Origin of the sequence: Acetivibrio sp. MSJd-27 (assembly GCF_018918095.1) — a bacterium.
In the GTDB taxonomy this organism is placed as follows: domain Bacteria; phylum Bacillota; class Clostridia; order UMGS1840; family HGM11507; genus HGM11507.
Genome location: NZ_JAHLPV010000004.1, coordinates 1 through 22,871 on the forward strand (window position 1 = coordinate 1; position 22,871 = coordinate 22,871).

Sequence of the window (22,871 nt, forward strand, 5' to 3'; positions counted from 1 at the left end):
GTGGTAAAATGATGGTGGATAGGGCTTGTACTCTACCGTCATCAGATAACGGGCTATCATTTCGCAGTCAATCGCATCTGTTTTGGTTTTTCTAAGAGATTTACTCTTAATGAAGCGATTGATTAATAGCGGATTAAACTCCATGAATGTGGTGCTACACGATTCAAGAAAGAGTTTAAGGTTCGTACCGTAATGACCGGTGGATTCAAGCCCTATTCTTGTTTCTGAGCCAAGAGAGTCTAATAATGCTTTGAACTGCAAAAAGCCCTCGTGGTCATTTGCAAATGACCACGAGGGAGTGACAACATCACCAACGTCATCAATTACAGCACAATCGTGTTTGAATTTAGAAATGTCGATTCCAATGTAATACATGGTTTCCTCCTTTACCTTTCTGCACTGCTGTTTTCCACAGACGGCTTGTCCCTGTATTCACGCAAATAAAAACGTCAAAGCGTTAACGAACTGATTACCATTTCAGACAAACCACTGTGGTTTGAGTCACCTCGAACCAGTCTAAGCTGTAATAATATAGCTACAAATCCACAGTGCTTGTCTTTATTATATCGCAGGTAGCTACTCCTGCAAATATAATCAAAAACTTTAAGAAAGGAGATATAATTAAAACCACCCCTTTCGAGATGGTTTAATTATACGTGATTGTATGCAGGAAATTCAAGCAATATTTGACTATTATAAAGAAAAAAACGGAAATCAGGAGGAACTCATCGCCTGTCTTAGGGAAATTCAAGCGGTTCTCGGATGTATTCCTAAAGAGTTTCAGCAAAAGATAGCTGAGTTGTTTGGAGTAAAGGTAACCGTTGTACAGGCCTATATCAAGCTGTACCCAAGTTTGAAGGAGCAGGCGTCAAAACATATTATCACAGTGTGTAACGGCCCTAGATGCGGAAATAAAGGGGCTCAGAGACTGCTTCGGGAACTGAAACAGCTGCCCGGTGTCCAAAAAGGAGAAATTGAAGTAAAAACGCAAATGTGTATGCATCACTGCGCCACATCTCCGAACATAAAAGTGGATGGAGTCTTGCTGGAGCATGCACGGATGGAAGAAATTCTAAAGCGTCTGCAATAAGAAAGCGGCAGAAATCCAAATCCATATACTTCTGTCAAATAAAAAACATTATATAGATGTTGTTACAATAAGGGTGGTGACTATACATCGCCCTATTTTTATAACTGTGGGCAAGATGTCCGCCGCCTCTTAAGGCGGCGGGGTTCATATCCGCAGTCAGCGGGAGTGCAATCTCCTGCTGACTGCGGCACTGCCAAGCAGTGTTCTTGTCCTCGTTGGATGACGGGACAAGCCCTTATTGAACACAGAAAATTGCGCCGAATCGTATGAATTGCATGTTCCGAAAATAGAACAAAGACGGCTTGTGCTTTTGAAAAGAAGAAATTTTTATATGCGATTCTCCAGCCTCAATCGTCAGCCTTGTAGATCATTAAAAAAATCTTCTGTAGAGCATTTATAGATGTCCTTTAATGCAAGAAGAATACTAACTCTTATGTTATATTTTCCGTTTTCCATTTGAGAGAGCATTTCTCTGCTTACAGAAAGGCCTTTTACCTGTAATTTAGCCACAACTTGTTCCTGTGTATACCCCCATCTTTTTCTCAACCGTTTTAGATTCTTTCCAATGGAAATATCCTGTTTGATTTTCTGAGATATTCTATCACCCTTCTTATTTTTGGAATAAAATCATTACATTATTCTTGATTTTACCTTTTAAAGGCGATATAATGGGAATGTATAAATTCCAAACGAGATATAATAAAGAGGTGTATTTCATGAGTAATAATGTTTCTAAAGAAAAAATGGAAGAATACAGACAATATTTAAAAGAATTGACTGAGCATCAATGGGATACGTTAAATTGGATTGTAATAAACGATGAAAAAATCAAAATTATCTTAGGCGAAAAACCAGCAAATCTAGAAAGATGGGAAGAATTATGGAAAGAATTTAAGAAAAACAACTTGGAAGAGTTTGCGTTATTAGCATTATATAAAATAAGAAGAATAAATAAAATATTAGGATAATCATCCTGTTGTGAAAGTAAAGATTTTCAGGCAAAAAGAAAAACGGTTTTCGAAGCCACTTCTTACGAAAACCGTCAATCTATGGATATGTGGTGGGCACAATAGGGCTCGAACCTATGACCCTCTGCTTGTAAGGCAGATGCTCTCCCAGCTGAGCTATGCGCCCGAATGGTAGCGGTAAATGGATTTGAACCATCGACACTGCGGGTATGAACCGCATGCTCTAGCCAACTGAGCTATACCGCCACATTGTTTGTGAAAACAAGATTCATTATAATAGAAATTGGACAGCTTGTCAACACATTTTTGAATTTTTTTTAAACTTTTTGTTAAATTTCGTTGTTTTAAGCATAGAGCACCGTATACGAACCCGTTTTTTGAACGCTTTTCCGCCATGACATCGTCAAAATGCTCGCGCATACGCCAGTATACCCTGTGCTTTTTCCTCGCCCTGCCAAAAAATCGAATCAAAAAAATTGCAAACCGAAAGCAATCATAAAACGAGAAGTTTTCAAGGCGAAAGGGTGCGGGCATACCGACGTATGCCAAGCCCGACAACACAGAAAAATTCCGTTTTTGGTTGGTTGCTGCGGGTTCGGATACGGCGTTCTATGCTTAAGCATTAGAGAGTCGAAACCACTATGCCCTGCAATTGCTGAATTTTTATCTTTTGAAATTTCTGGTCTTTCAAGGCGCCCGGCATAATTCTATGTGCGGTTCAGCCATTCCAACAGTTTGAATTTGAAAACAGGCTTTGTTTCCGAGATTTCCTCCACCTCATTTTCGGTGAGTACGTCATTTATTTTTATGTCGGTATCCATGCTGGGCGATACGCACAGCGGCGGAAACATCACACAAAAAAAGTTCATTCCCTCCCCCGATCCGATAACAATTTTTAAAGCGTCATAATCTCCTGCCGGAAGAGTGAAATTTTCATAGTTCTTCTGCGGAAACGTTCCGCGGGAGATAGAGGCGGAGGCGCGGTTATTGTATCCATTGGCTGCAAGTGTTCGATTGGCAAGTGATTCGATATCGGAAAGATTCTCCTCCAAGAAATGAAGCGTTTCTCTTTTGGAATGTAGTTTAGAAAAGGACGCCTCATAAGCACGGAATATTTCATCCCTCACGATATACTTCATATGCTGATCGTAAGGGCTATTTGAATGCGCAATAATATGTACCCGCACAAATTTATCGCACAGTGCTTCGTTTTGACTGTATACGCTGATTAAAGAAAAACAGCCGGTAAACAACAAACCAAGTAAGATAGATGCAATGATTCTTTTCATACGAAAAACCTCCTTATTCTTCTGTCATAAGCATTGACCAAAAAAAGGAGGTTTATACATAAAATTTTAAGCGATGAAAAAAGAAGGGCTTTCAAAGAAAAAACAGGATGCTATACATAAAAAACCTGCTTGCTCCATCTTCTCAAAAAGGCGGCTGCTTTGCGTGCCTTATCCAATGTTTCGAAAATTCCGAACACCGCATTGCCGCTGCCGCTCATGATGGAACCCAGCGCACCGTTTTCCAGCATCGCGTTTTTAAAGCTTTCCACGTCCGGCGATTTCTGCAGGGTATATGGTTCCATTACATTATACAGCCTTCTGGCAATTCCTTGTAAGTCACCGTCTTTAAGAGCCTGGATCATCCCTTTGGTATCCGGGTGAAGCTGAATTTTCGATACGTCCACCATAGAAAAAATTTCTTTGGTGGAGACCCCCCGGTTTGCCGGCTTGGCCACAACGAAGTGGCATCGGGGCGGCGATGGAAGCGGACTCAGCTTTTCTCCGATTCCCTCTGCGAGACATGTACCGCCCAAAATGCAGTACGGAACGTCGGCGCCGATGGATTTTCCCACTTGCAGCAGCTGCTCCTCCGAAAAAAACTGCTCATACCGGTTGTTCAGAAATAAAAGAGTACCCGCCGCGTTGGAGCTTCCCCCAGCCAGCCCAGCGGCTACGGGAATCACTTTTTTGATCCGGACATCAAAACCTTCCGGCGAAAGGCCGGAAGCCTCATAAAACGTCTGTATGGATTTTATGACAATATTCCGTCCGTCACAAGGAAGATATTTCAGATTCGACTGAACGGTACAGTTTTTGGTGCCATTGGGCTTTATATAGATTTCGTCGTAGATATTCAGGGAATGCATGATCATGCGCAGTTCATGATAACCGTTTGGCAATTTCCCTACAATATCCAGCGTCAGATTGATTTTTGCGCGTGTTTTGATTCGTACTTCCTGTTTGGACATATGCTACTCCCCGAAGAAATGCCATGGATTTTCAAAAATGCCGGAGAGCACCAAGGAAACGGCACCTTTAAACACTGCGTCTCTTCCCAGGGGAGAGAAAATAATATTGACTTCGCTCTGCATATATTTCAGACTCCGGAGCTGAACCTGTTTTAAAATCTCCGGCATAAGAATTCCGCCGGTTTTGATGATAAAGCCGTTTAGGATAATCATAGAGGGATTGAAGGTATTAATGATATTTGCCAGGCCTACCCCTATGTAATACGCCTGTTTTTTCAAGAGTGCCATCAAATCCTCATTGCCGGCGAGAGCCTTGTCAATGACTTCCTCCACGTCGATTTTTTCACCGTCAAAGTACTTTTTGTCATATCCGTTTTCTTTGATTTGCTGCAGAAGGGCGAATTCGGAGGCGAGCATTTGGAAACAGCCTCTGTTCCCGCAGGAGCACAGAGGACCTTCTGCCTCAATGGTGGTATGCCCAATCTCACAGGCGTAATTCAGCGCGCCCCGGTAGATTTGACCGTTGGTAACCAGCGAGGCACCAATTCCGTAACCGGTGTACAGCATGACAAAGTCATCGGCATCCCGTCCGGCGCCAAACCATTTTTCACCCAGAGTCATGGTTTTCACATCATTGTCCACAAAAACGGGCAGTTTAAACTCGCTTTCCAGCAGATCCTTGATCCGCACATTTTCCCAGCCCAGATTCGGGGCAAGAACGGACACGCCCTCTTTGGAACGCACCAAACCGTGGACGCCTACACCGATGCCGAGAATTTTTTTGTTGGCCTTTTTCATGACCTTTTTGATACCTCCGATGACCTTTGCAATCACTTCCTCCGACGTCATGGAATCATTGATCTCAGAAAAAGTGGTGTCAATAATATTCGCGCCCAGGTCGGAAATGGAGATATCAATATATTTGGAGCCAATAAATACGCCGACGGTGTTAAAACCTTTTGTATTCAGCTCCAGCATTACCGGCTTTCTTCCACCGCTGGATTTTCCCAGAGTGGTTTCCACGATCAGGTGCTTCAAAATCAGTTCACCGGTGATATTGGTCACAGTAGCGGGGGTCAGGCCGGTAATCTTTGCAATCTCGGCGCGTGAAATGCTTTTGTTGTCCCGGATGGTGTTGAGTATCACCGATGTATTCAGTTCTTTAATCAGAGAGAAACTGCCTATCTGCATGGGGCTCTACCTCACTTTTTTTACTTGATTTATCGCTTCCAGCAGCTGCACATCTTCATTGACCGGAAGGGTTGTTATCTTTGCTTTCAGCTCTTTGGACATCTCAACCGGAATATCCGGCTCAATCCCTACACCGTGTATATTTTTTCCAGTGGGAGTAAAATATTCGCCTACTGTCAGCACAACACTTGTTTTGTCCGTCAGTTTGAATTTTTGGTTTACCACACCTTTGCCATAGGTTTTTTCACCTACCAGTACAGCCTTCCCGTTTTCCTGAAGCGCTGCAGACAGAATTTCACTGGCGGATGCGGAGGAACTATTTACCAGGACAACAATCGGGGTCTTTACGTTCAAAACACCTTTTTTTGCATCGTAGGATTTATCCGGCTGGTTTTTGCACTTTAAGGTGACGATGTTGCCCTCCTCCAGGAAGGAGTCGGCGATATCCGCCGCAATGTCCACAACGCCGCCGCCGTTATTCCGCAGATCCATAATCATAGCGTTAGTGCCTGTGATCTCAATTTCATTCAGTGCTTTGAGCATGTCGTCATAGGTGGTCATATCAAACCTGGAAATCCGAACATAGGCGATATTGTCGTCAATGATTTTTGCCTCCACACTGGGGGTTTCAATTTTTGCCTTTTCTACCTCTACGGTGAAATCATCCATGCCCTCCCGGGCAATCTCCAGGGAAACTTTTTCTCCCGCTTTGCCGCGCATCAGCTTTAATGCGTCCTCAATACGCTCATAGGTATAATCCTCGCCGTTGATTTTTACAATTTTATCTCCCGCCTGGATGCCTGCTTTGGCCGCAGGCGAACCATCCATAGGAGAAACGACTTTGATGCTGTAATCCTTCTCGTCGGGAGAGATGGTAACGCCGATGCCGACATAACTGCCGGTGACGCTCTCATCAAAATCCTCCTGCGCAATTTCAGGGAGATAGTAGGAATATGGATCGTTGAGCCCGGCCACCATACCAGCAAGGGTCATATCCTGCACTTTATTAAAGTCATATTCCTTATAATAATTTTGGTCAATCCGGTTTTTCAGCTTATTCAGAAGGGAGATATCCATTCCTTCACCAGGCATAATCTCAATGAAATTCCCAGCCAGAAAGCCGATTGCAAAAATTAGAATAACAGAAGCTATTCGAAACAATAGCTTCTGTCCTTTTCCTCTGTGTGATTGTTCCTGCGAAATTTCGTTATTTTCTTCGTTCAGCAAATGCTGTCATCTCCTAACTTATTACGGGCTTACATAGCCCCTCGGGTTCACCGGATTCCCGTTTATTAGAACTTCAAAATGCATATGGGGGCCGGTGGAATATCCGGTATTTCCGGATCTGGCAATGGTTTGCCCTTGTTTTACTGTCTGCCCTACGCTGACCAACAGGCTGGAATTGTGAGCATACAGGGTGGAAACGCCGTTTCCGTGGCTAATCACCACATGATTTCCATAAGCGGTATTGTAGCTTGCTTTAATCACGGTTCCCGCCTGTGCGGCGACCACTGTAGAACCGGTTCCGCAGCCGATATCCATTCCCGTATGTAATTTATACTGTCCAGTGACCGGATGGACTCGCATCTTATATTCTGACGTGACAATATGACAGGAGGGAACCGGCCATATCATTCCGCTGGCATTATAGACGACAGGCGTATAGACGGTGCCGTTCTTTTTCGCAGCCTCCTCCGCCTTTCTCCGCTCCTCGGCTTCCCGGGCGGCAATCTCTCTGCGGGTCTGCTCCTCCTCGGCTTCAATCTTGGCAAGGCGGGCTTTGGCGGCTTCAATATTTTCATTTTCTTTGTTAATTAAGTCTTTTTTCTCCTGAGACTGCGCATCCAGTTCTTGCTTTTTGGAGGCTACAACCGCTTTCTTTTCCTCCGCGGCGGTTTTATCGGCTTCGATTTGCTGCTGTTTGTCCTCAATTTCCGCACGGGTACTCTTTATTGTATTTAAAAGGTTGTTATCATATTCAGTGATTTCCTTAATAATTTCTATCTTATAGAAAAAATCAAAGATGGATTCGGAAGACATTAGGATATTAAAATAAGAAAGCGAGCCATCCTCATAGATCGCGCGCAGCCTTTTTCGCAGGGATTCCGTTTGCTGCTGTTCCTTCTCCTGAGCTTCCTTTAAAGCCGCTTGGTTTTTTGTGAGCGAATCGTTGACCTTATTCAGCTCATCCTCTGCCGCAGAAAGCTGGTTGGAGGTTGCTGTGATATTTTCTATAATTTTATCCAAGGATTTCTGAATTTGCTCTTTTTTTGTCTGACTGTCCTCTATAATTTGGTTCTGTTCTTTTTTCTGAGAATCGTAATCCGCTGCAAACGCGGAGAAGAAGGACAGGGTGGTCATACTGACAGCCAAGGACAGGCTGACCGCTTTTGCCCAGTATTTCATCGTATCGAACCTCCTAAACTTTCAAGTGCTTCCGGACGGATATCAGGCTGCCGAGAACCCCCAGAAGAATTCCGGCCGCAAAGATTACCAGCACAATGGGCAGTATCATCTGCTGCTTGTCCACCAAACCCAGTGTATTGTTAAAACTGGTAGCGGAGCCGATGATAGCATCATACAGGAAGTAAACGCCCGCAAAGGATATCAAGGCGGCAATCAGTCCGATGACGGCACCCTCGATCACAAAGGGCCAGCGGATATACCAGTCGGTAGCTCCTACATATTTCATGATATTAATTTGTTTTCTGCGGTTAAAAATAGACAGGTTAATGGTATTTGTAATAATCAGAACGGACAGCAGTCCGAGAATCAGACTGACAATAATCGTCCCCATCTGCAATTTTTTCGTAACATCTAAAAAGGTGTTCATGGTATCGTCCATGGTCACTACTTTTACAATGCCGTCAATTTTCTGCAGCTCTGGAACCAGCTGGGGCGCAAGGCTTAAATCAGTCAAGGTCAACTGGTAAGAATCCCTAAGGATACTGCCGTTGTCAATTCCCTCCAGTATATCCGTTTCACCGAACGTTTCCTTGAAGTCCTCAAACGCCTGATCCTTCGGCACAAAAGCAACCTCTGAGACATTGGGAAGCTTTGCGATCTCATCCTTGATCCGGCTGATGTTTTCAGTTGGATACTTTTCATCGATATAGACTGCAATTTTGAAATCATTCTCCAGCTTGTCCGTGATGGAGAATACATTCAGTGTGATGGCGGTAGCAAATCCAAAGAGAAACAGGCCTGCCGCCAGAGTGATAACGGTTGCTAACGTCAAAATTTTGTTGAGCGTGACGTTGCGCAGCGCATCCTTTAGAAAATTATGAAAGGAATGCAGTTTCAATATAACCACTCCTTTCCTCATCGCTGACAATCTGACCTGCGTCCAAGGCAACAACCCTTTTTTGCAAGGTGTTTACAAGTTCCTTGTCATGGGTGACTACGATGACAGTTGTACCATTTTTGTTGATTTCAGCCAGCATTTGCAAAATTTCTTTTGAGATGGTTGGATCCAAATTTCCGGTAGGCTCGTCCGCGATAATCACAGACGGGTTATTCACCAGGGCTCTCGCGACCGCAACCCTCTGCTGTTCCCCGCCGGAGAGCTGACCGGGATAGCTTTTTGCCTTTGCCGCAAGGCCAACACTGGAGAGCACCTCCGGTACCTTCCTGCGAACCTGACGGCTGGTCGCTCCCACGATCTGCATGGCGAAGGCTACATTTTCATACACCGTTTTATTTTCTAACAGGCGGAAATCCTGAAACACCATGCCGATTCCGCGCCGGAAGTAAGGGATTTCCTTCCGTTTCAATTCATGTACTTTATAGCCGTTGATCAAAACCTCGCCGGAGGTTGGCTTTTGTTCCGCGATCATCAGCTTGGTGAGGGTGGACTTCCCCGCACCCGACTGGCCTACAATAAAGACGAACTCACCGTTTCTAATTTTCAGACTGATGTTTTTAATCGCATCTGTCGATGTATTTTCATAATATTTTGAGACATTTCTAAATTCAATCAAGGTAAGATACCCCCGATTACATTTTAATGACGTTTGCAGAAAGGTATTTCTTGACCATCATTGCGATTTTGAAGATGATTGCATCATCGAAGTGCCTCAGATCCAGACCGGTGTTTTTCTGAATCTTATCCAGCCGATACACCAGTGTATTTCTGTGAACATAGAGTTTTCTGGCGGTTTCGGAGATGTTGAGGCTGTTTTCAAAGAATTTTTGGATCGTGAAGATGGTGTCATTGTCCAGATGTTCCAGAGAACCTTTTTTAAATACCTCATCCAAAAACTTTTTGCACAGGGTGGTAGGCAGCTGATAAATCAGGCGGCCAATCCCCAGGTTTTCGTAATTTATGATATCCTTTTCATTTTCAAATACCTTGCCCACTTCAATTGCTATCTTTGCCTCGCGGAAGGAGGTTGCGATTTCCCGGACTGTCTGCACTTCGGAACCAACGCCGATCTTCGCCGGGGCGAATGCATCCGCATTGATTGTGTTTTTAATCAGCTCCGCAATTTTGTTGATGGTTGCATTGTCATCTGTGGATTTCAGTTCTTTTACGAGCACAATAGTCTGCTCGTCCAGACTGACGATAAAGTCCTTGTTCTTCTGAGGGAACAGTGTGACCATAATATCGTAAACCGCCTCGCCATAATCTGCATCAACCTTTATGACATATACAACCCGCTCGATATCGGTCGCGATTTTGAGCTCTTTTGCCTTCACGTATATATCGGAAGGAAGCACGCTGTCCTGCAGCAGAAGTTTGATATAATTGGCCTTGTTGACCTTCTCCTCCTGCAGCTGTTTGATATTCAAAAATGCAATGCTCAGGATATTCAGAAGCTTAACACTGTTTGGCTCCGTATTCTGAATAAATAGGATGAATTCCACTTTGCCCCGCACGAAAACAGGCTTAAAGGCAAAACCCCGGTCATAAATCACATTATCGTTCTCATCGATCATGTCCTCCAAATAGCTGAAATCGTCATTGTTCAGACTGTCATCCGAACAGGTTGCGACATGAAAATCATCGCCGATAATGCCGAAGCAATCGTCAATCAGCCCCTTGTACTGATAAATCAAGTTCTTAAATAAATTCTGTGACATATTTTCACCCATTCCGCCGCTGTACCCCGGCATTTTATTCTTTTTTCCGGTCTGGCTTGTACAGGAAGTCCGTCTATTGCCGGATTGGAAAACCAGACCTTTATCCTATCCTTTTGAAAAAGCAAAGTAAGTCGAAAAATACATAAATCACCATTATGTATTTATACCTTATTATATATCTTTTCTACCTTTTTTTCAAGGTTTTGCACAAAAAAAGACGATGAATATGTGTATTTTGTCATAATATGTACACTGGATTTAGGGAAAATAAGGATATTAGTTGAAAAAATTTACTTGACAGGGAGAAGAAAACCATATATAATTGCAAATGCAAATTATTCGCAACAAAGGAGAAGATACAATGGAACTATTCATAGACGTTTTGAAAGATGCGGTTATTGACTCGCTTAAGATGCTTCCCTTCCTGTTTGCCGCATATCTGCTGATCGAATATTTGGAACACAAATCTTCCAAAAAATTGCAGGCAGTTCTTCGGTCAGGAAAATATGGACCAGTCGGGGGCGCTGTTCTGGGGTGTCTGCCCCAATGCGGTTTTTCCGTTATGGCTTCCAATCTCTATGCCGGAAGACTGATCAGCGCCGGCACTTTAATTGCCATTTTTCTTTCCACCTCGGACGAGGCGATCCCCGTTTTGCTTGCGAATCCGGATCGCGCAGGTGTCATCCTTCAGCTCCTGCTGGTGAAGCTGCTGATTGCAATCCCTGTTGGTTTTCTGATTGATGCTGTGGGGAGACGTTTCATTGATGCAAGGCCGGAGGCTGGCGAAGAAAACCTTCACCATCTTTGCGAACATTGTGGTTGCGATCATGGCATTTTAAAGCCTGCTATAAAACATACGGTGCAGATTTTTCTCTTTATTCTGATGTTTTCTTTTCTGCTCAATTTACTGATCGCTGTGATCGGAGAGGAGAACCTTTCGGTTATTCTGATGTCTAACAGCTTTCTGCAGCCGCTGCTTGCCGGTGTTCTGGGGTTCATCCCCAACTGTGCGGCCTCTGTGGTGCTGACCGAGCTGTATCTGGCGGGCAGCATCAGCTTTGGATCTGCGGTGGCCGGGCTTTGCACGGGGGCCGGTGTGGGACTGGCGGTTTTGTTTAAGGTAAACCGGAATCCGAAAGAGAACTTTAAGATCCTTCTGATATTGTATATTGTCGGCGTTTTGGCCGGAATGCTTCTGCAGATATTGGGGGTGTAAGGTGTGAACAGACCGGAAGAACTTCGCATGACAAAACAGCGCAGGACAGTCATCGAACTGCTGGAAAAGAGCAGTTCCCCGATGACTGCAGAGGATATCTATAAACGGGCGGAAGAAGTGAATCTGTCAACCATCTACCGCACACTGTCCACCCTTTCGGATATGGGAATTGTTCTGAAAAATGCGAGCCAGGATGGTAAGGCTTATTATCAGCTGAACTCTCCTCGCCACGGGCATCATTTGAAATGCAGTATATGCAAACGAGCTGTTTTGATTGATGCCTGTCCCATTGAGCAGATGGCAAAACAATTGGAACAAAAGACCGGATATCAGATCACAGGACACAATCTGGAGTTTATCGGAATTTGTCCGAGCTGTATCAAAAAGAAGGAGGAAGAACAACATGAGTGAAAAAGCACAGCAGGCAGAGAAGCTGTTTCGGGAAGGCTATAATTGCTGTCAGGCAGTGATAGGAGCTTTTGCGGAGGAACTGGGCATGCAAACGGAGGATATTCTCCGCCTGGCCTCCTCCTTCGGCGGGGGAATGGGGCGTTTGCGGGAGGTTTGCGGCGCCGTCAGCGGTATGTTCATGATTGCCGGTTTGGAACGGGGATATGACGATCCCAAAGCGCAGCAGGAAAAAAAGGAGCATTATGCTCTGATTCAGCGGCTGGCGGAAGCATTCCGCGAGGAAAACGGTTCTATCGTTTGCAGGGAGCTTTTGGGTTTGGAACATAAAAAGGACGATCCGACCCCCGCTGTCCGGACGGCAGAGTACTACCGCAAGCGGCCTTGTTCGGAAATGGTGAAATCCGCAGTTAGGATTCTGGAAAAAGAATTATATGAATAAAACCATATAAACGATCACAAAAGCGGCAATGTTGTCTGAAAACAGAAACATTGCCGCTTTTACAAGCCAGTGACTGGTTGTTTATAAGAGTGCTTTTACAGTATATAACATTTCACTGAATGTGTCAAGAAATATGTACATATAATGATAAGTAAATATCGTATTCTGCATATTATAATGAACACAAGAGGTGAAGATATGTTTATATTGGGTGAAAGAATTGGGCAATTAAGAAATCGGAATAATATCAGTCAAAAGAAACTGGCTGAAATTTTGCATGTTTCCAGAACATCAATCTGTTCGTGGGAAGCGGGAACAGCCTATCCGACCGCACAATATCTGGCCGCCTTGGCTCGTTATTTTCATGTTACCACTGATTATTTATTGGGCATCGATACGGAAGAGATCTTGAAAATTGATAAATTGAATGCAACTGAAAAAGAACTGGTTTTAAATCTAATTCACTATTTCGAACAGCAAAAAGAAGAGAACGGGAAATAAAAGCAACAAACGAAAATAGAAGAATTAACAATATAGGTATGTGGCATGGATGAAACCAAAGTGATTTAAAATGTGAAATTTTCTATCTTCCACCTTGTACATTGTATTTCGAAACAGTGTCTAGAGAGCAAATGGACTCTTCTCGGCACTGTTTTTGTTATTTGGATATACACATCAAGGTTTTACAGAAATCTCCGAACTGCTTTTCCGCCGAGATAATCACATAAATCACCCTGCTTTATGTTTTTCTCCGTCATACGGTCCACAATCTCATCATGTATTTTTCGCCAGCTGTTCCCCCAGTTACAAAATACGGTTTCCTCCTCCGGCGCTCGTCCCAACAGCCGCTGTACCGGAATGTCCGGGCTTAAGTACCGTAAAAACAGAATTGCTTCCTCCACAAACTGTTCCTTCGTCTTTAAAGTGAAATTTTTGTTCCGATACCAATCGGCCAGCTGGGTGTTCCTGAGAATATAGAGGGCATGAAGCTTTACGTTGTCCACTTGAAGGGCGGACAAAATTTTTGCGGTTTCCCGCACATCTTCCTCTGTGTCCCAGGGCAGTCCCAGCATTACATGTGCGCCAGCTTGCAGATGGAAGGCTTTGACGCGGAGAACTGCGTCGATGAACTCCGCCAGAGTATGCCCGCGGTTCATCAAGGACAAGGTTTTATAATTGGCGGTCTGCAATCCCATTTCAACAACAAGGTCGATTGGATAGGTCTCTTGTATTTCCCGGGCGATGTTTAAGTAGGCGTCGCTGATACAATCCGGACGGGTAGAGACTGTGATCCCCACGATCCCTCTGTGCTGTGCGGCTTCCTCCAATGCCGACTGGAAATTCTCCGGCGGCAGATAGGTGTTGGAGTAATTCTGAAAATAGGCGATGAATTTCCGCGCCTTATATTTGGGGCCGATGTATGCGATATTTTTCTCCAGCTGTTCTGAGACGGACAGGGACGGGCTGAGCATCTCGAAATCCGCGCCGGATCCGCCGCAGTAGATACAGCCGCCCTGACCGCAGGTCCCATCCCGGTTGGGACAGCTCACCGGCAAATTTACCGGAATCTTATATACCTTTTCATCATATTTTTCTTTTAAATAATCGGAATATTTATAATACATTTTTCTCTTCCTTTTATAACTGCGGGCAAGATGTCCCCCGCCTCTTAAGCATTAGAGAATCGAACCCTATATGCCCTGCACTTGTTAAACTTTCGCCTTTTCGGATTGTCGGTCTTGCAAGGCTGACGGATTGACGAGCATTTTGACGTAGGATTGCGGGAAATTTGCCTGTGGAAACCATATTGTGTTCGATTCTCTAATGCTTAAGGCGGCGGGTTCCATATCCGCGATCAGCGGGAGTACAATCTCCCGCTGATCGCGGCACTGCTATGCAGTGCCCTTGTCCTCGTTGAATGACGGGGCAAGCCCTTATTGAAGTGCAGAGAACAGCGTGCAATGCACAAAGTTCTCTACGCTTTGTTCTTCCTGAAAAAACGTTTCAACTACGTAAAGCGGGGCATACTGGGCTCGACGCTCTATGCTTATTATAACAAATCATCCATATCAATTGCAATTTAATTCTGAAAATGATACAATAAACAATGATACTCAAAAAAGGATGAAGAAGTTTTGACCTACTTAAACAACCTGCAGGTGATATTGGCATTGTTTATTCCACTGTTTCTCGGTATTTTTCTCTACCGGAAGAAACTTGTGGATTCGGACTTTCCAAAAGGACTTTCCAATTACCTGTTTTATATTGCGCTCCCCTGCACTATCATCAGTTCCATGCAGTTTGACATCGGATTTGCCGAGTTTGCATCGTCTCTTCCGCTGATTCTGACTGGAGTTGCAATCACCTTTGCCTGCTGGGGTCTTGCAAAGCTGACTGCCCCATTGGTCGAAAAGGACAGAAAAAAGCGGCGGCTCATCGAATACAGTTTTATGTTCTGCAATTTTGCATACACGGGCTATCCGATTTTGGAGAATCTCTATGGCAAAGAATCTCTGTTCTATGCTTCTATCTTCAATATAGGGCTGTTTGTTCTGACGGTGACTGTGGGAACTTACGTGATAAAGCGGGCAGGAGCCGATGAAGCGGTCTCACACGTCAGCTGGAAGGATGTGCTTTCGCCGCCGTTTCTATCCCTGTTTGTTGGGATAGCGCTGATGTTGCTGCCCATCCGTATGCCGATGTTTTTGGATCAATCCATCCATGTTATTGCGGCGACTACAACACCGATGGCGCTTTTGATGACGGGGATGATTATTGCCCGTGAAAGGGCTTTTGACTGGAAGAACTGGAAGGTGTTTTTCATTTGCCTGTTCCGTCTTCTGCTGATACCAATCGGTCTGCTGCTTTTGCTCAAAGCATTTGGATGTTCCGGGCCTTCCCTGTATGTGCCGGTTATTCTTATGGCGAATCCGGTGGCGGTGAACATTGTGTTGTTTGCGGAGACCTACGGGGCCCCTTCGGATGAGGCGGCGAATATTGTGGTTTGGTCTTCTGTTCTGTCTATCTTTACCATTCCGCTGGTAAATCTGTTGATTTAGAGGTGATTTCATGAAACGAATAAAGAGCATCGGCATTTTGATTCTTATCACGGCGTTTTGCTGCATGTATCCGGTTTATACAGAGGATTCTGTTCCCAAAGTCTATGTGAACGGTGAGCCGATTACATTCTCGGAGAATGAGCCTATGCTGATAAATAACAGAACCATGATCCCCTTGCGGGAAATGTTCTATATTTTTCGCTTTGACGTTTCCTATCACGACGACACCCGGACAATCTATTTGAGAAACGATGAGATGAAAGCCTTTTTCCGAATCGGCGATCTACGCTTTTTTATAGAGCAGGACAACACGATCCGATACCGGGATTTGGATGTGGCTCCGGTCCTGCAGGATTCACGAACCTATATCCCTCTGCGCGCGATTGCGGAGGTGATGGGAGCCGAGGTCAAATGGGACAGCGAAACAGCAAGCGTTTTGATTACCTTAAAATAAATGGATGAGAAAAAACATAATTGCGCACAATTGTGCGCAGCTTCGCGCAATTTCTTATGTTATGAAAGAAAAGAGGAATATTTGACATGATACATAAATATAAACTATTTGATCAGAATATTGTTCTGGATGTAAACAGCGGCAGTGTACATCTTCTGGATGATTTGAGTTACAGCCTCCTGGATTTTGATATCGCTGCCATGGATACGCCTACAGAGGAGATAAAAAAAGCGTTCTCGGAGTATTCCGGGGAAGCGGTGGAGGAGTGTTTTGACGAACTAAAATCGCTTCAGAAAGAGGGGCTTCTGTTCTCGGAGGATTTGATCGATCCGCAGAAGGTGAAAAATTTCCGCCTGGATCCGCCGGTTAAAGCGCTGTGCCTGCATATCTGTCACGACTGCAACTTAAGATGCCGCTATTGTTTTGCGGAGACGGGCACCTTTCACGGGGAGCGGAGCATGATGTCCAGGGAGGTAGGCTTCAAAGCCATCGACTTCGTGCTGGAAAAGTCACGGAACCGGAAGAATATCGAGGTGGATTTCTTTGGCGGCGAGCCGCTGATGAACTTCGATGTGGTGAAGGATATTGTTTCCTATGCCAGAAGCAAGGAGAAGGAGTACGGCAAAACCTTCCGCTTTACCCTGACCACCAATGGGATGCTGCTGGATGACGATATCATGGAATATCTCAATGAGAATATGTCAAACATTGTCCTGTCTCTGGATGGCACAAAAGAGGTCAATGACTATCTGCGTCCCGACACGCAAAAAAGCGGCAGTTATGACAAAATCATTGACAAATATAAAAAACTTGCGAAGTTGCGCAACCAGGATAATTATTATGTCCGGGGGACATTTACCGCCCATAACCTGGATTTCACCAAGGATATTCTTCACATTGCCGACGAGGGTTTTTTCCAGACCTCTATGGAGCCGGTTGTTTTGAAGGAAGGGCATCCTCTCGCCATCCGGGAGGAGCATCTGGAACAGCTGAAACAGGAGTATGAAAAGCTGGCGCTGGAATACGTCAAGCGCAGGAAAGAGGGAAATCCCTTCAACTTTTTCCACTTTATGATTGACTTGGAGCAAGGCCCCTGCGTGATCAAGCGAATCTCCGGATGCGGCGCGGGCAGTGAATATGTGGCTGTCACACCGACAGGGGATATCTATCCATGTCACCGTTTTGCCGGCGAGGAGGGATACAAGATGGGTTCTGTGTTTGATGGCACAATGGATGAGGCCATCAAGCGAACTTTTATCAATTCCAATGTCTATACAAAAAAAGACTGCGGCGAATGTTTCGCCAAATTTTACTGCAGCGGCGGCTGTCATGCGAACTCCTGCCTGATTGCGGGCGGTATGGATCAACCCTATAAAATCGGCTGTGAACTGGAGAAAAAACGTGTGGAATGCGCGATTGCAATTCAGGCGCTGCTTGCAGAATGACAAAACAAAGAGGGTGAAAGAATGCTCACGTTTGATCAGATAGAAAAGGATCCCGAAATCCAGGAATACATCAAAAAGAGCGACGAATTTCTTTCTGAAATCGGATATACCGAACACAGCTTCGCTCATGTGAAGAAAGTAGCTTTGGATGCCGGCAATATCCTGACAACGCTGGGATATGACGAGCATATGGTGGAGCTGGCGAAAATGGCGGGCTATATCCATGATATCGGCAACATGATCAACCGCGTGGATCATGCCCATAACGGCGCAATACTGGCGTTTACCCTGTTGAAGGAACGCGGAATGCCGCCGGCGGATTTGGCGATGATTGCGGGCGCTGTAGGAAATCACGATGAAGCTACTGGACTTCCCATTTCTCCTGTCAGCGCGGCATTGATTCTTGCGGATAAATCGGATGTACGCCGCACACGCATCCGGGATCTCGGAAATATCACCACGGATATTCACGACCGGGTTAATTATGCTGTCACCGATTCCAAACTGATTCTGGATTTGGTTTCCAAGGATGTCAGCCTGAAGCTGAAGGTTGACGTTCACGTATCCTCCGTTATGGAGTACTTTGAGATCTTTCTGGGGCGGATGCTGATGTGCAAAAAGGCGGCGGAGTATTTTGGTTTTAAATTTGGCTTGGTGATTAACCGCCAGCGATTGCTGTGAAAAGATAAAAGGACAGTTTCTATGAAAAAAATAATCGGAATCATCGGGAAAAGCGGCTCGGGAAAAACCACCGTCAGCCGTATACTGGAAGAGTGCGGGGCACATGTTATAAACTGCGATTTGATTGCAAGAGAGATCGTGGAGCCGGGAAGCGCGGCTCTGCGCCAGATTGAAGAAACGTTCGGAACGAAATACCTTCAGCCGGATGGGAGTCTGAACCGAAAGAAATTAGGCAAACTGGTGTTCCAAGAGCCGGAGGCTCTGAAAAAATTAAACGCGGTAACCCATCCGCAGATTGAAAAACAGGTTTTAAAGCGAATAGAATCCATCCGGGATGGAATTATTCTGCTGGACGCGCCGGTTCTTTTGGAAACGGAGCTAAAAAAGCTGGTATCCGATATAATTTTGGTGACAAGTACACATAATAAATTGATAGAACGGCTGAAAAAACGGGACAGTCTAAAAGCCGCAGACGCGGAGAACCGTCTGAATGCGCAGCGGACGGACGCTTATTTCAAAAAATATGCCGGCATGGTGCTCGAAAACAGCGGGTCCCTTGCCGAACTCAGAAAAAAGACGAAATCTATTTATGAAACACTTCTCAAGGAGGATTTACAAATGGCAGTGAAAAAAAATGAAAAATTACTGTTCCAGCGGGAAAAGGGTTACGATAAGCCATCCCCAACTGAAAAGAAAAAAATTTTTGAATTCAGCGACGGATATTTAGGCTTTCTGGATCGCGCGAAAACCGAGCGCACTTTTGTCAAAAAGGCAGTCCACGCGTTGGAGGCGGAGGGCTTTAAAGCGTTCAACCGAAAGGGAGATCTGAAACCGGGGGATAAAGTTTATATTCTCAACCGTGACAGAGCGCTGATTGCCATAAAGGTCGGCAGCGGTTCTCTGAAAAACGGGGTTAATCTGGTGGGCGCCCACGTGGATTCCCCGAAGCTGGACTTCAAGCCCATCCCCCTGTTTGAGCAGGACGGGTTTCTGTTCTTGAAAACGCATTATTACGGCGGCATCAAAAAATATCAATGGCCCGCCATGCCCTTGTGCCTGTATGGTACGGTTGTGCTGAAAAACGGCAAAAAGATTGATATCTGTATCGGAGAGGAGCCGGAGGATCCGATCTTTACCATTACCGATCTGCTGCCCCATCTTGCCAACACGCAGATGGGCAAGAAGCTCTCGGAAGGGATCCATGCGGAACAGCTGAACGCAATCGGCGCTACGATTCCCATGGATGTGGAGGATGTCAAAGAAAAAATCAAATATCACTTTATGTATCTTCTGAATAAGAAATATAAAATTACCGAAGCGGATCTGATCTCCGCGGACATGACCTTAGTTCCCGCTTTCGGATTCCGCAGCGTGGGGCTGGATGAAAGCCTGGTCGGCGGATATGGACAGGATGACAGAGTCTGCGCCTACACCGGGTTAAAGGCCATTTTAGATTCCAAGGACAGCGCTTCCACCCAAGTATTGCTGCTTGCGGATCGGGAAGAAGTCGGCTCCATGGGCAACACTGGGATGGAATCCCGCTTTTTGGAACATAGTCTGGAGGAGATCGCAGACAAGCTCAACTGCAAAATGCGGGATGTCCTCTCGAATTCCCGCTGTGTATCTGCCGATGTATGCGCGGGATACGACCCCAATTTCCCGGAGGTGTTTGAGAAGAATAACAGCGTGTTCTTAAACGGGGGCATTGCCATTATGCGCTATACCGGAGCGCGGGGCAAATCCGGTTCCTCCGAAGCCAACGCGGAATTCACTGCCCAGATCCGGAATATTTTTGAAACAGGCAATGTCATGTGGCAGGTCGGTGAACTGGGCAAAACAGACGAGGGGGGCGGCGGCACCATTGCGCAGTATGTGGCAAATCTGGGGCTGGACGTCATCGACTGCGGTGTTCCGGTTCTGTCCATGCATTCCCCCTTTGAAGTGACCTCGAAATTTGATGTATATATGGCTTACAAAGGCTATAAAGCCTTTCTGGAATCCTGAATAAAGGCGGACGATAAATGAAAAGTGGATTTGTGAGTGTCGTCGGGCGCACCAATGCGGGAAAGTCAACCCTGGTGAACAGCCTGATCGGCGAGAAGATTGCGATTGTCTCCAATAAGCCTCAGACTACCCGTTACCGCATTATGGGTGTGCTGAATGAAAAAGAGTGCCAGATTGTTTTTACGGATACTCCCGGTATTCACAAGGCGAAAACCCGTTTGGGGGATTATATGAACGCTCAGGCAGCCGACGCTATGGCGGACACCGACGTGGTGCTTCTGGTGATCGAGCCGGTGGCAAATGTCGGGCATGCGGAGCAAAAGCTGATTGCATCGCTCAAAACAATGGGAATTCCGGCGATATTGGTTATCAATAAGATCGACACCATTCCAAAGGAAAAAATATTGGAGATTATCCAGATGTACGCCAAGGAATTTGATTTTGATGCAATCATTCCGATCAGCGCTCGGAAACGGGATGGAATTCCGGTTTTGAAAGAAGAAATTCAGAAATATATGCAGGAGGGTCCCATGTTCTTCCCGGAGGATATGGTCACCGATTCTCCAATCCGCCAGAGAATGGCGGAGATTATCCGCGAAAAGCTGCTCTGGTCACTGGAAAAGGAAGTTCCTCACGGGATCGCCATCGAGATTTCCCAGCTGAAGGAAACCTCCAATTTATTGGTGATCCATGCGATCATCTACTGTGAAAAGGCAAGCCATAAGGGAATTGTTATCGGGAAAAACGGTGAACTTTTGAAAAAGATCGGAACCGCTTCCCGGCAGGAAATTGAAAAACTGATGGAGAAAAAAGTGCATTTGGATCTCTGGGTAAAAATCAAAGAAGGATGGCGTGACAACAACACACTTCTGCGGAATTTCGGATTCTCGGAACATTAAAATTGTGGAACGGAATACTAAATAAAAGGAAAGCGGAGGAAATATGAGAGCACCATATCAGATACTCGCCATTCCATACAAAGTGATACAAGGCGATTCGCTATTCTGTGTATTTCGCCGTTCAGACTGCGGACAATGGCAGTTTGTCGCCGGAGGCGGTGAGGATAACGAAATGCCTATTGAAGCCGAAAAACGGGAGATATTTGAGGAAACCGGGATCACGGCAGATGACATTATCCCGCTTCAGTCAATATGCCACATTCCTGTAAACATTTTTCCAAGCCGGTATTTGTATCATTGGGACAAGGACATTTACGTCATACCGGAATATACTTTTGCATTTAAATGTAGTAAAAACATTGTTCTGTCACATGAACATATGGAATATGCCTGGTTACCATATAAAGAAGCAAAAGAAAAGCTTAAATGGGATTCTAATCGAACAGCTTTATATGAACTTAACTGTAAACTGGATGTGATTAGCCTCACTGAACAATAATATCTTTTCGACGCTTCATCTAATGCTTAATAATAAACAAAAAGCAGACTTCGAAAAAGGAAGTTCTGTAACGAAGGTTAAAAATGAGGTTGAGTTCTTTGACTCAGCCTCGTTTTTTGCTATATATTGCTTTCCGAAAGTATATAACCCACTATGACACTTTCAGACGGCGTCCGAAAAGATATCGGGTGGGAGATTATGTGCGTTTTGTGAGGTTGAATTGATTTCAACGAATGCGTCATTGATAATTGATTTATATATAGCTATAATCAAATTAGTTCAATGGAAAGGTGGATTACTATGTTATATTTATCCGAAAATCTAAAAAAATTTCGTTCCAAAAAAAATTTAACGCAAGAAGATATTGCCGAATTTCTCAGCATCACACCACAGAGTGTTTCAAAATGGGAGCGGGGCGAGAGTTATCCGGATATCACCTTTTTGCCTGCCTTGGCGAATATACTCGAAACGAGTATAGATGCGCTTATTGGAATGGATACTATACGCTCAGAACAAACACGGTATAATATTCATAAAACAGCAAATGAATTTCAAAAAAATGGCGATTATGAATCTGCTGAAAAGGTTTATCGTGATGCCTTACTAAGTTACCCAAATAAACCCGGTATGATACTGGGGCTTGGAGGTGTGTTGGCCTTGCAGGGAAAATCCGAGGAGGCAATCGAGCTTATGGAAAAAGGTTTGCCGCTATCTATAAATGAAAAGCAAAAAGCCACTACTCGTGCTACACTCTGCTTCTTATATTTGAAGTGTGGTAAAGCTGAAAAAGCGAGCGCACTTGCAGCTTCGCTGCCACATACAAGAGAAAGTCGTGAAGTAATTTTGCCTTTAATACGAAAGGGAATTCGTGAGAATGAAATAAACAATCATATTAAAACAATTTTACTTGGTGATGCCAATACCCTTTGACAATGGAAGTATCTTCCCTTCCATTTTAATATGATAAACATAAGCGGTGGAAATATTGTCTTTCCACCGCTTAATAAATACTTCGTTATCGCACCTTGGCTAATAAAGTCTGCTTTTTTGTTCTTGCGTCACGGCTATTCACATTTTCCGCATCCCTTACAGCTTTTCCGTTTTCCGAACAGCTGAGAGAGAAGAATATACCCTGAATACAGCACTGCGAGTGCTGCTGAAATATAAATCAACAAT

Annotated in this window: 25 protein-coding genes and 2 tRNA genes; 14 read left to right on the plus strand and 13 right to left on the minus strand. The window is 44.8% G+C overall.

From position 1 onward, the window contains the following. On the minus strand, nucleotides 1–375 hold a 375-nt coding region (locus KQI32_RS02260), incomplete at its 3' end, for a transposase (protein ID WP_216423768.1). A 289-nt stretch (nucleotides 376–664) separates the two neighbouring features. Between KQI32_RS02260 and KQI32_RS02265 the strand changes: the two genes are divergently transcribed. Beyond that, on the plus strand, nucleotides 665–1,090 hold the full coding sequence (locus tag KQI32_RS02265; RefSeq protein WP_177691296.1) for an NAD(P)H-dependent oxidoreductase subunit E: 426 nt from the start codon (nucleotides 665–667) through the stop codon (nucleotides 1,088–1,090). A gap of 354 nt (nucleotides 1,091–1,444) precedes the next feature. Here KQI32_RS02265 and KQI32_RS02270 read toward each other — a convergent pair whose 3' ends face one another. Then, on the minus strand, nucleotides 1,445–1,687 hold the full coding sequence (locus KQI32_RS02270) for a helix-turn-helix transcriptional regulator (RefSeq protein WP_216423885.1): 243 nt from the start codon (nucleotides 1,685–1,687) through the stop codon (nucleotides 1,445–1,447). Between the two features lie 119 nt (nucleotides 1,688–1,806). Here KQI32_RS02270 and KQI32_RS02275 point away from each other — a divergent pair, with 119 nt between their 5' ends. Continuing rightward, nucleotides 1,807–2,058 carry a hypothetical protein gene (locus tag KQI32_RS02275; RefSeq protein ID WP_216423769.1) on the plus strand — a complete coding sequence of 84 codons (252 nt, stop codon included), beginning with the start codon at nucleotides 1,807–1,809 and terminating at the stop codon, nucleotides 2,056–2,058. Between the two features lie 90 nt (nucleotides 2,059–2,148). On the opposite strand, the gene KQI32_RS02280 is transcribed toward KQI32_RS02275, so the two are convergent. From KQI32_RS02280 to KQI32_RS02325, 10 genes are all read right to left on the minus strand, one after another. Continuing rightward, nucleotides 2,149–2,224: transfer RNA gene (locus KQI32_RS02280), tRNA-Val, on the minus strand. Between the two features lie 3 nt (nucleotides 2,225–2,227). Further along, a tRNA-Met gene (locus tag KQI32_RS02285) sits at nucleotides 2,228–2,304 on the minus strand. 461 nt (nucleotides 2,305–2,765) lie between these two features. After that, nucleotides 2,766–3,347 carry a stage II sporulation protein R gene (locus KQI32_RS02290; RefSeq protein WP_216423770.1) on the minus strand — a complete coding sequence of 194 codons (582 nt, stop codon included), beginning with the start codon at nucleotides 3,345–3,347 and terminating at the stop codon, nucleotides 2,766–2,768. 110 nt (nucleotides 3,348–3,457) lie between these two features. After that, nucleotides 3,458–4,315, minus strand: a complete 858-nt coding sequence (gene ispE, locus KQI32_RS02295; protein WP_177690232.1) for a 4-(cytidine 5'-diphospho)-2-C-methyl-D-erythritol kinase — start codon at nucleotides 4,313–4,315, stop codon at nucleotides 3,458–3,460. Between the two features lie 3 nt (nucleotides 4,316–4,318). Continuing rightward, nucleotides 4,319–5,506, minus strand: coding sequence for an ROK family transcriptional regulator (locus KQI32_RS02300; protein ID WP_177690234.1), 1,188 nt, complete (start codon nucleotides 5,504–5,506; stop codon nucleotides 4,319–4,321). Between the two features lie 6 nt (nucleotides 5,507–5,512). Continuing rightward, nucleotides 5,513–6,733 carry a S41 family peptidase gene (locus tag KQI32_RS02305; protein ID WP_216423771.1) on the minus strand — a complete coding sequence of 407 codons (1,221 nt, stop codon included), beginning with the start codon at nucleotides 6,731–6,733 and terminating at the stop codon, nucleotides 5,513–5,515. 21 nt (nucleotides 6,734–6,754) lie between these two features. After that, nucleotides 6,755–7,912, minus strand: coding sequence for a murein hydrolase activator EnvC (locus KQI32_RS02310; RefSeq protein ID WP_216423772.1), 1,158 nt, complete (start codon nucleotides 7,910–7,912; stop codon nucleotides 6,755–6,757). Between the two features lie 13 nt (nucleotides 7,913–7,925). Continuing rightward, the gene (gene ftsX, locus KQI32_RS02315) at nucleotides 7,926–8,810 is read right to left on the minus strand and encodes a permease-like cell division protein FtsX (protein WP_177690240.1); all 885 of its coding nucleotides are present in this window, start codon (nucleotides 8,808–8,810) and stop codon (nucleotides 7,926–7,928) included. Next, nucleotides 8,788–9,486: a cell division ATP-binding protein FtsE gene (gene ftsE / locus KQI32_RS02320; RefSeq protein ID WP_177690242.1), complete on the minus strand. Its 699-nt coding sequence runs from the start codon at nucleotides 9,484–9,486 to the stop codon at nucleotides 8,788–8,790. The genes ftsX and ftsE overlap by 23 nt, the downstream gene beginning before the upstream one ends. Before the next feature lie 16 nt (nucleotides 9,487–9,502). Next, a complete protein-coding gene (locus tag KQI32_RS02325) occupies nucleotides 9,503–10,588 on the minus strand; it encodes a CdaR family transcriptional regulator (RefSeq protein ID WP_177690244.1) in 1,086 nt (361 codons plus the stop codon). Between the two features lie 361 nt (nucleotides 10,589–10,949). Here KQI32_RS02325 and KQI32_RS02330 point away from each other — a divergent pair, with 361 nt between their 5' ends. From KQI32_RS02330 to KQI32_RS02345, 4 genes are all read left to right on the plus strand, one after another. Then, nucleotides 10,950–11,804: a putative manganese transporter gene (locus tag KQI32_RS02330; RefSeq protein WP_216423773.1), complete on the plus strand. Its 855-nt coding sequence runs from the start codon at nucleotides 10,950–10,952 to the stop codon at nucleotides 11,802–11,804. 3 nt (nucleotides 11,805–11,807) lie between these two features. After that, nucleotides 11,808–12,215 (plus strand): transcriptional repressor, encoded by a 408-nt coding sequence (locus tag KQI32_RS02335; protein ID WP_308167029.1) that lies wholly within the window; start codon nucleotides 11,808–11,810, stop codon nucleotides 12,213–12,215. After that, nucleotides 12,208–12,654 carry a C-GCAxxG-C-C family protein gene (locus tag KQI32_RS02340; protein WP_216423774.1) on the plus strand — a complete coding sequence of 149 codons (447 nt, stop codon included), beginning with the start codon at nucleotides 12,208–12,210 and terminating at the stop codon, nucleotides 12,652–12,654. The genes KQI32_RS02335 and KQI32_RS02340 overlap by 8 nt, the downstream gene beginning before the upstream one ends. A 198-nt stretch (nucleotides 12,655–12,852) precedes the next feature. After that, the gene (locus tag KQI32_RS02345) at nucleotides 12,853–13,155 is read left to right on the plus strand and encodes a helix-turn-helix domain-containing protein (protein ID WP_177690250.1); all 303 of its coding nucleotides are present in this window, start codon (nucleotides 12,853–12,855) and stop codon (nucleotides 13,153–13,155) included. A gap of 182 nt (nucleotides 13,156–13,337) precedes the next feature. Here KQI32_RS02345 and KQI32_RS02350 read toward each other — a convergent pair whose 3' ends face one another. After that, complete coding sequence (locus KQI32_RS02350; RefSeq protein ID WP_216423775.1) at nucleotides 13,338–14,279, minus strand: TIGR01212 family radical SAM protein; 942 nt, start codon at nucleotides 14,277–14,279, stop codon at nucleotides 13,338–13,340. A gap of 510 nt (nucleotides 14,280–14,789) precedes the next feature. Between KQI32_RS02350 and KQI32_RS02355 the strand changes: the two genes are divergently transcribed. The 8 genes from KQI32_RS02355 (at nucleotide 14,790) to KQI32_RS02390 (ending at nucleotide 22,625) form a co-directional block, all read left to right on the plus strand. Beyond that, a complete protein-coding gene (locus KQI32_RS02355) occupies nucleotides 14,790–15,713 on the plus strand; it encodes an AEC family transporter (protein ID WP_177689586.1) in 924 nt (307 codons plus the stop codon). A gap of 10 nt (nucleotides 15,714–15,723) precedes the next feature. Then, a complete protein-coding gene (locus tag KQI32_RS02360) occupies nucleotides 15,724–16,167 on the plus strand; it encodes a copper amine oxidase N-terminal domain-containing protein (protein ID WP_216423776.1) in 444 nt (147 codons plus the stop codon). A gap of 86 nt (nucleotides 16,168–16,253) precedes the next feature. Continuing rightward, nucleotides 16,254–17,612 (plus strand): thioether cross-link-forming SCIFF peptide maturase, encoded by a 1,359-nt coding sequence (gene scfB, locus KQI32_RS02365; RefSeq protein WP_216423777.1) that lies wholly within the window; start codon nucleotides 16,254–16,256, stop codon nucleotides 17,610–17,612. Nucleotides 17,613–17,633: 21 nt separating this feature from the next. Beyond that, on the plus strand, nucleotides 17,634–18,293 hold the full coding sequence (locus KQI32_RS02370; protein WP_216423778.1) for an HD domain-containing protein: 660 nt from the start codon (nucleotides 17,634–17,636) through the stop codon (nucleotides 18,291–18,293). 21 nt (nucleotides 18,294–18,314) lie between these two features. Beyond that, nucleotides 18,315–20,297, plus strand: coding sequence for an aminopeptidase (locus tag KQI32_RS02375; protein WP_216423779.1), 1,983 nt, complete (start codon nucleotides 18,315–18,317; stop codon nucleotides 20,295–20,297). A gap of 17 nt (nucleotides 20,298–20,314) precedes the next feature. Further along, nucleotides 20,315–21,196 (plus strand): GTPase Era, encoded by an 882-nt coding sequence (era, locus tag KQI32_RS02380; protein WP_216423780.1) that lies wholly within the window; start codon nucleotides 20,315–20,317, stop codon nucleotides 21,194–21,196. Nucleotides 21,197–21,239: 43 nt separating this feature from the next. Next, the gene (locus tag KQI32_RS02385; protein ID WP_216423781.1) at nucleotides 21,240–21,695 is read left to right on the plus strand and encodes an NUDIX pyrophosphatase; all 456 of its coding nucleotides are present in this window, start codon (nucleotides 21,240–21,242) and stop codon (nucleotides 21,693–21,695) included. Between the two features lie 300 nt (nucleotides 21,696–21,995). Beyond that, nucleotides 21,996–22,625, plus strand: a complete 630-nt coding sequence (locus KQI32_RS02390; protein WP_216423782.1) for a helix-turn-helix domain-containing protein — start codon at nucleotides 21,996–21,998, stop codon at nucleotides 22,623–22,625. The last annotated feature ends 246 nt before the right edge of the window (nucleotides 22,626–22,871 follow it).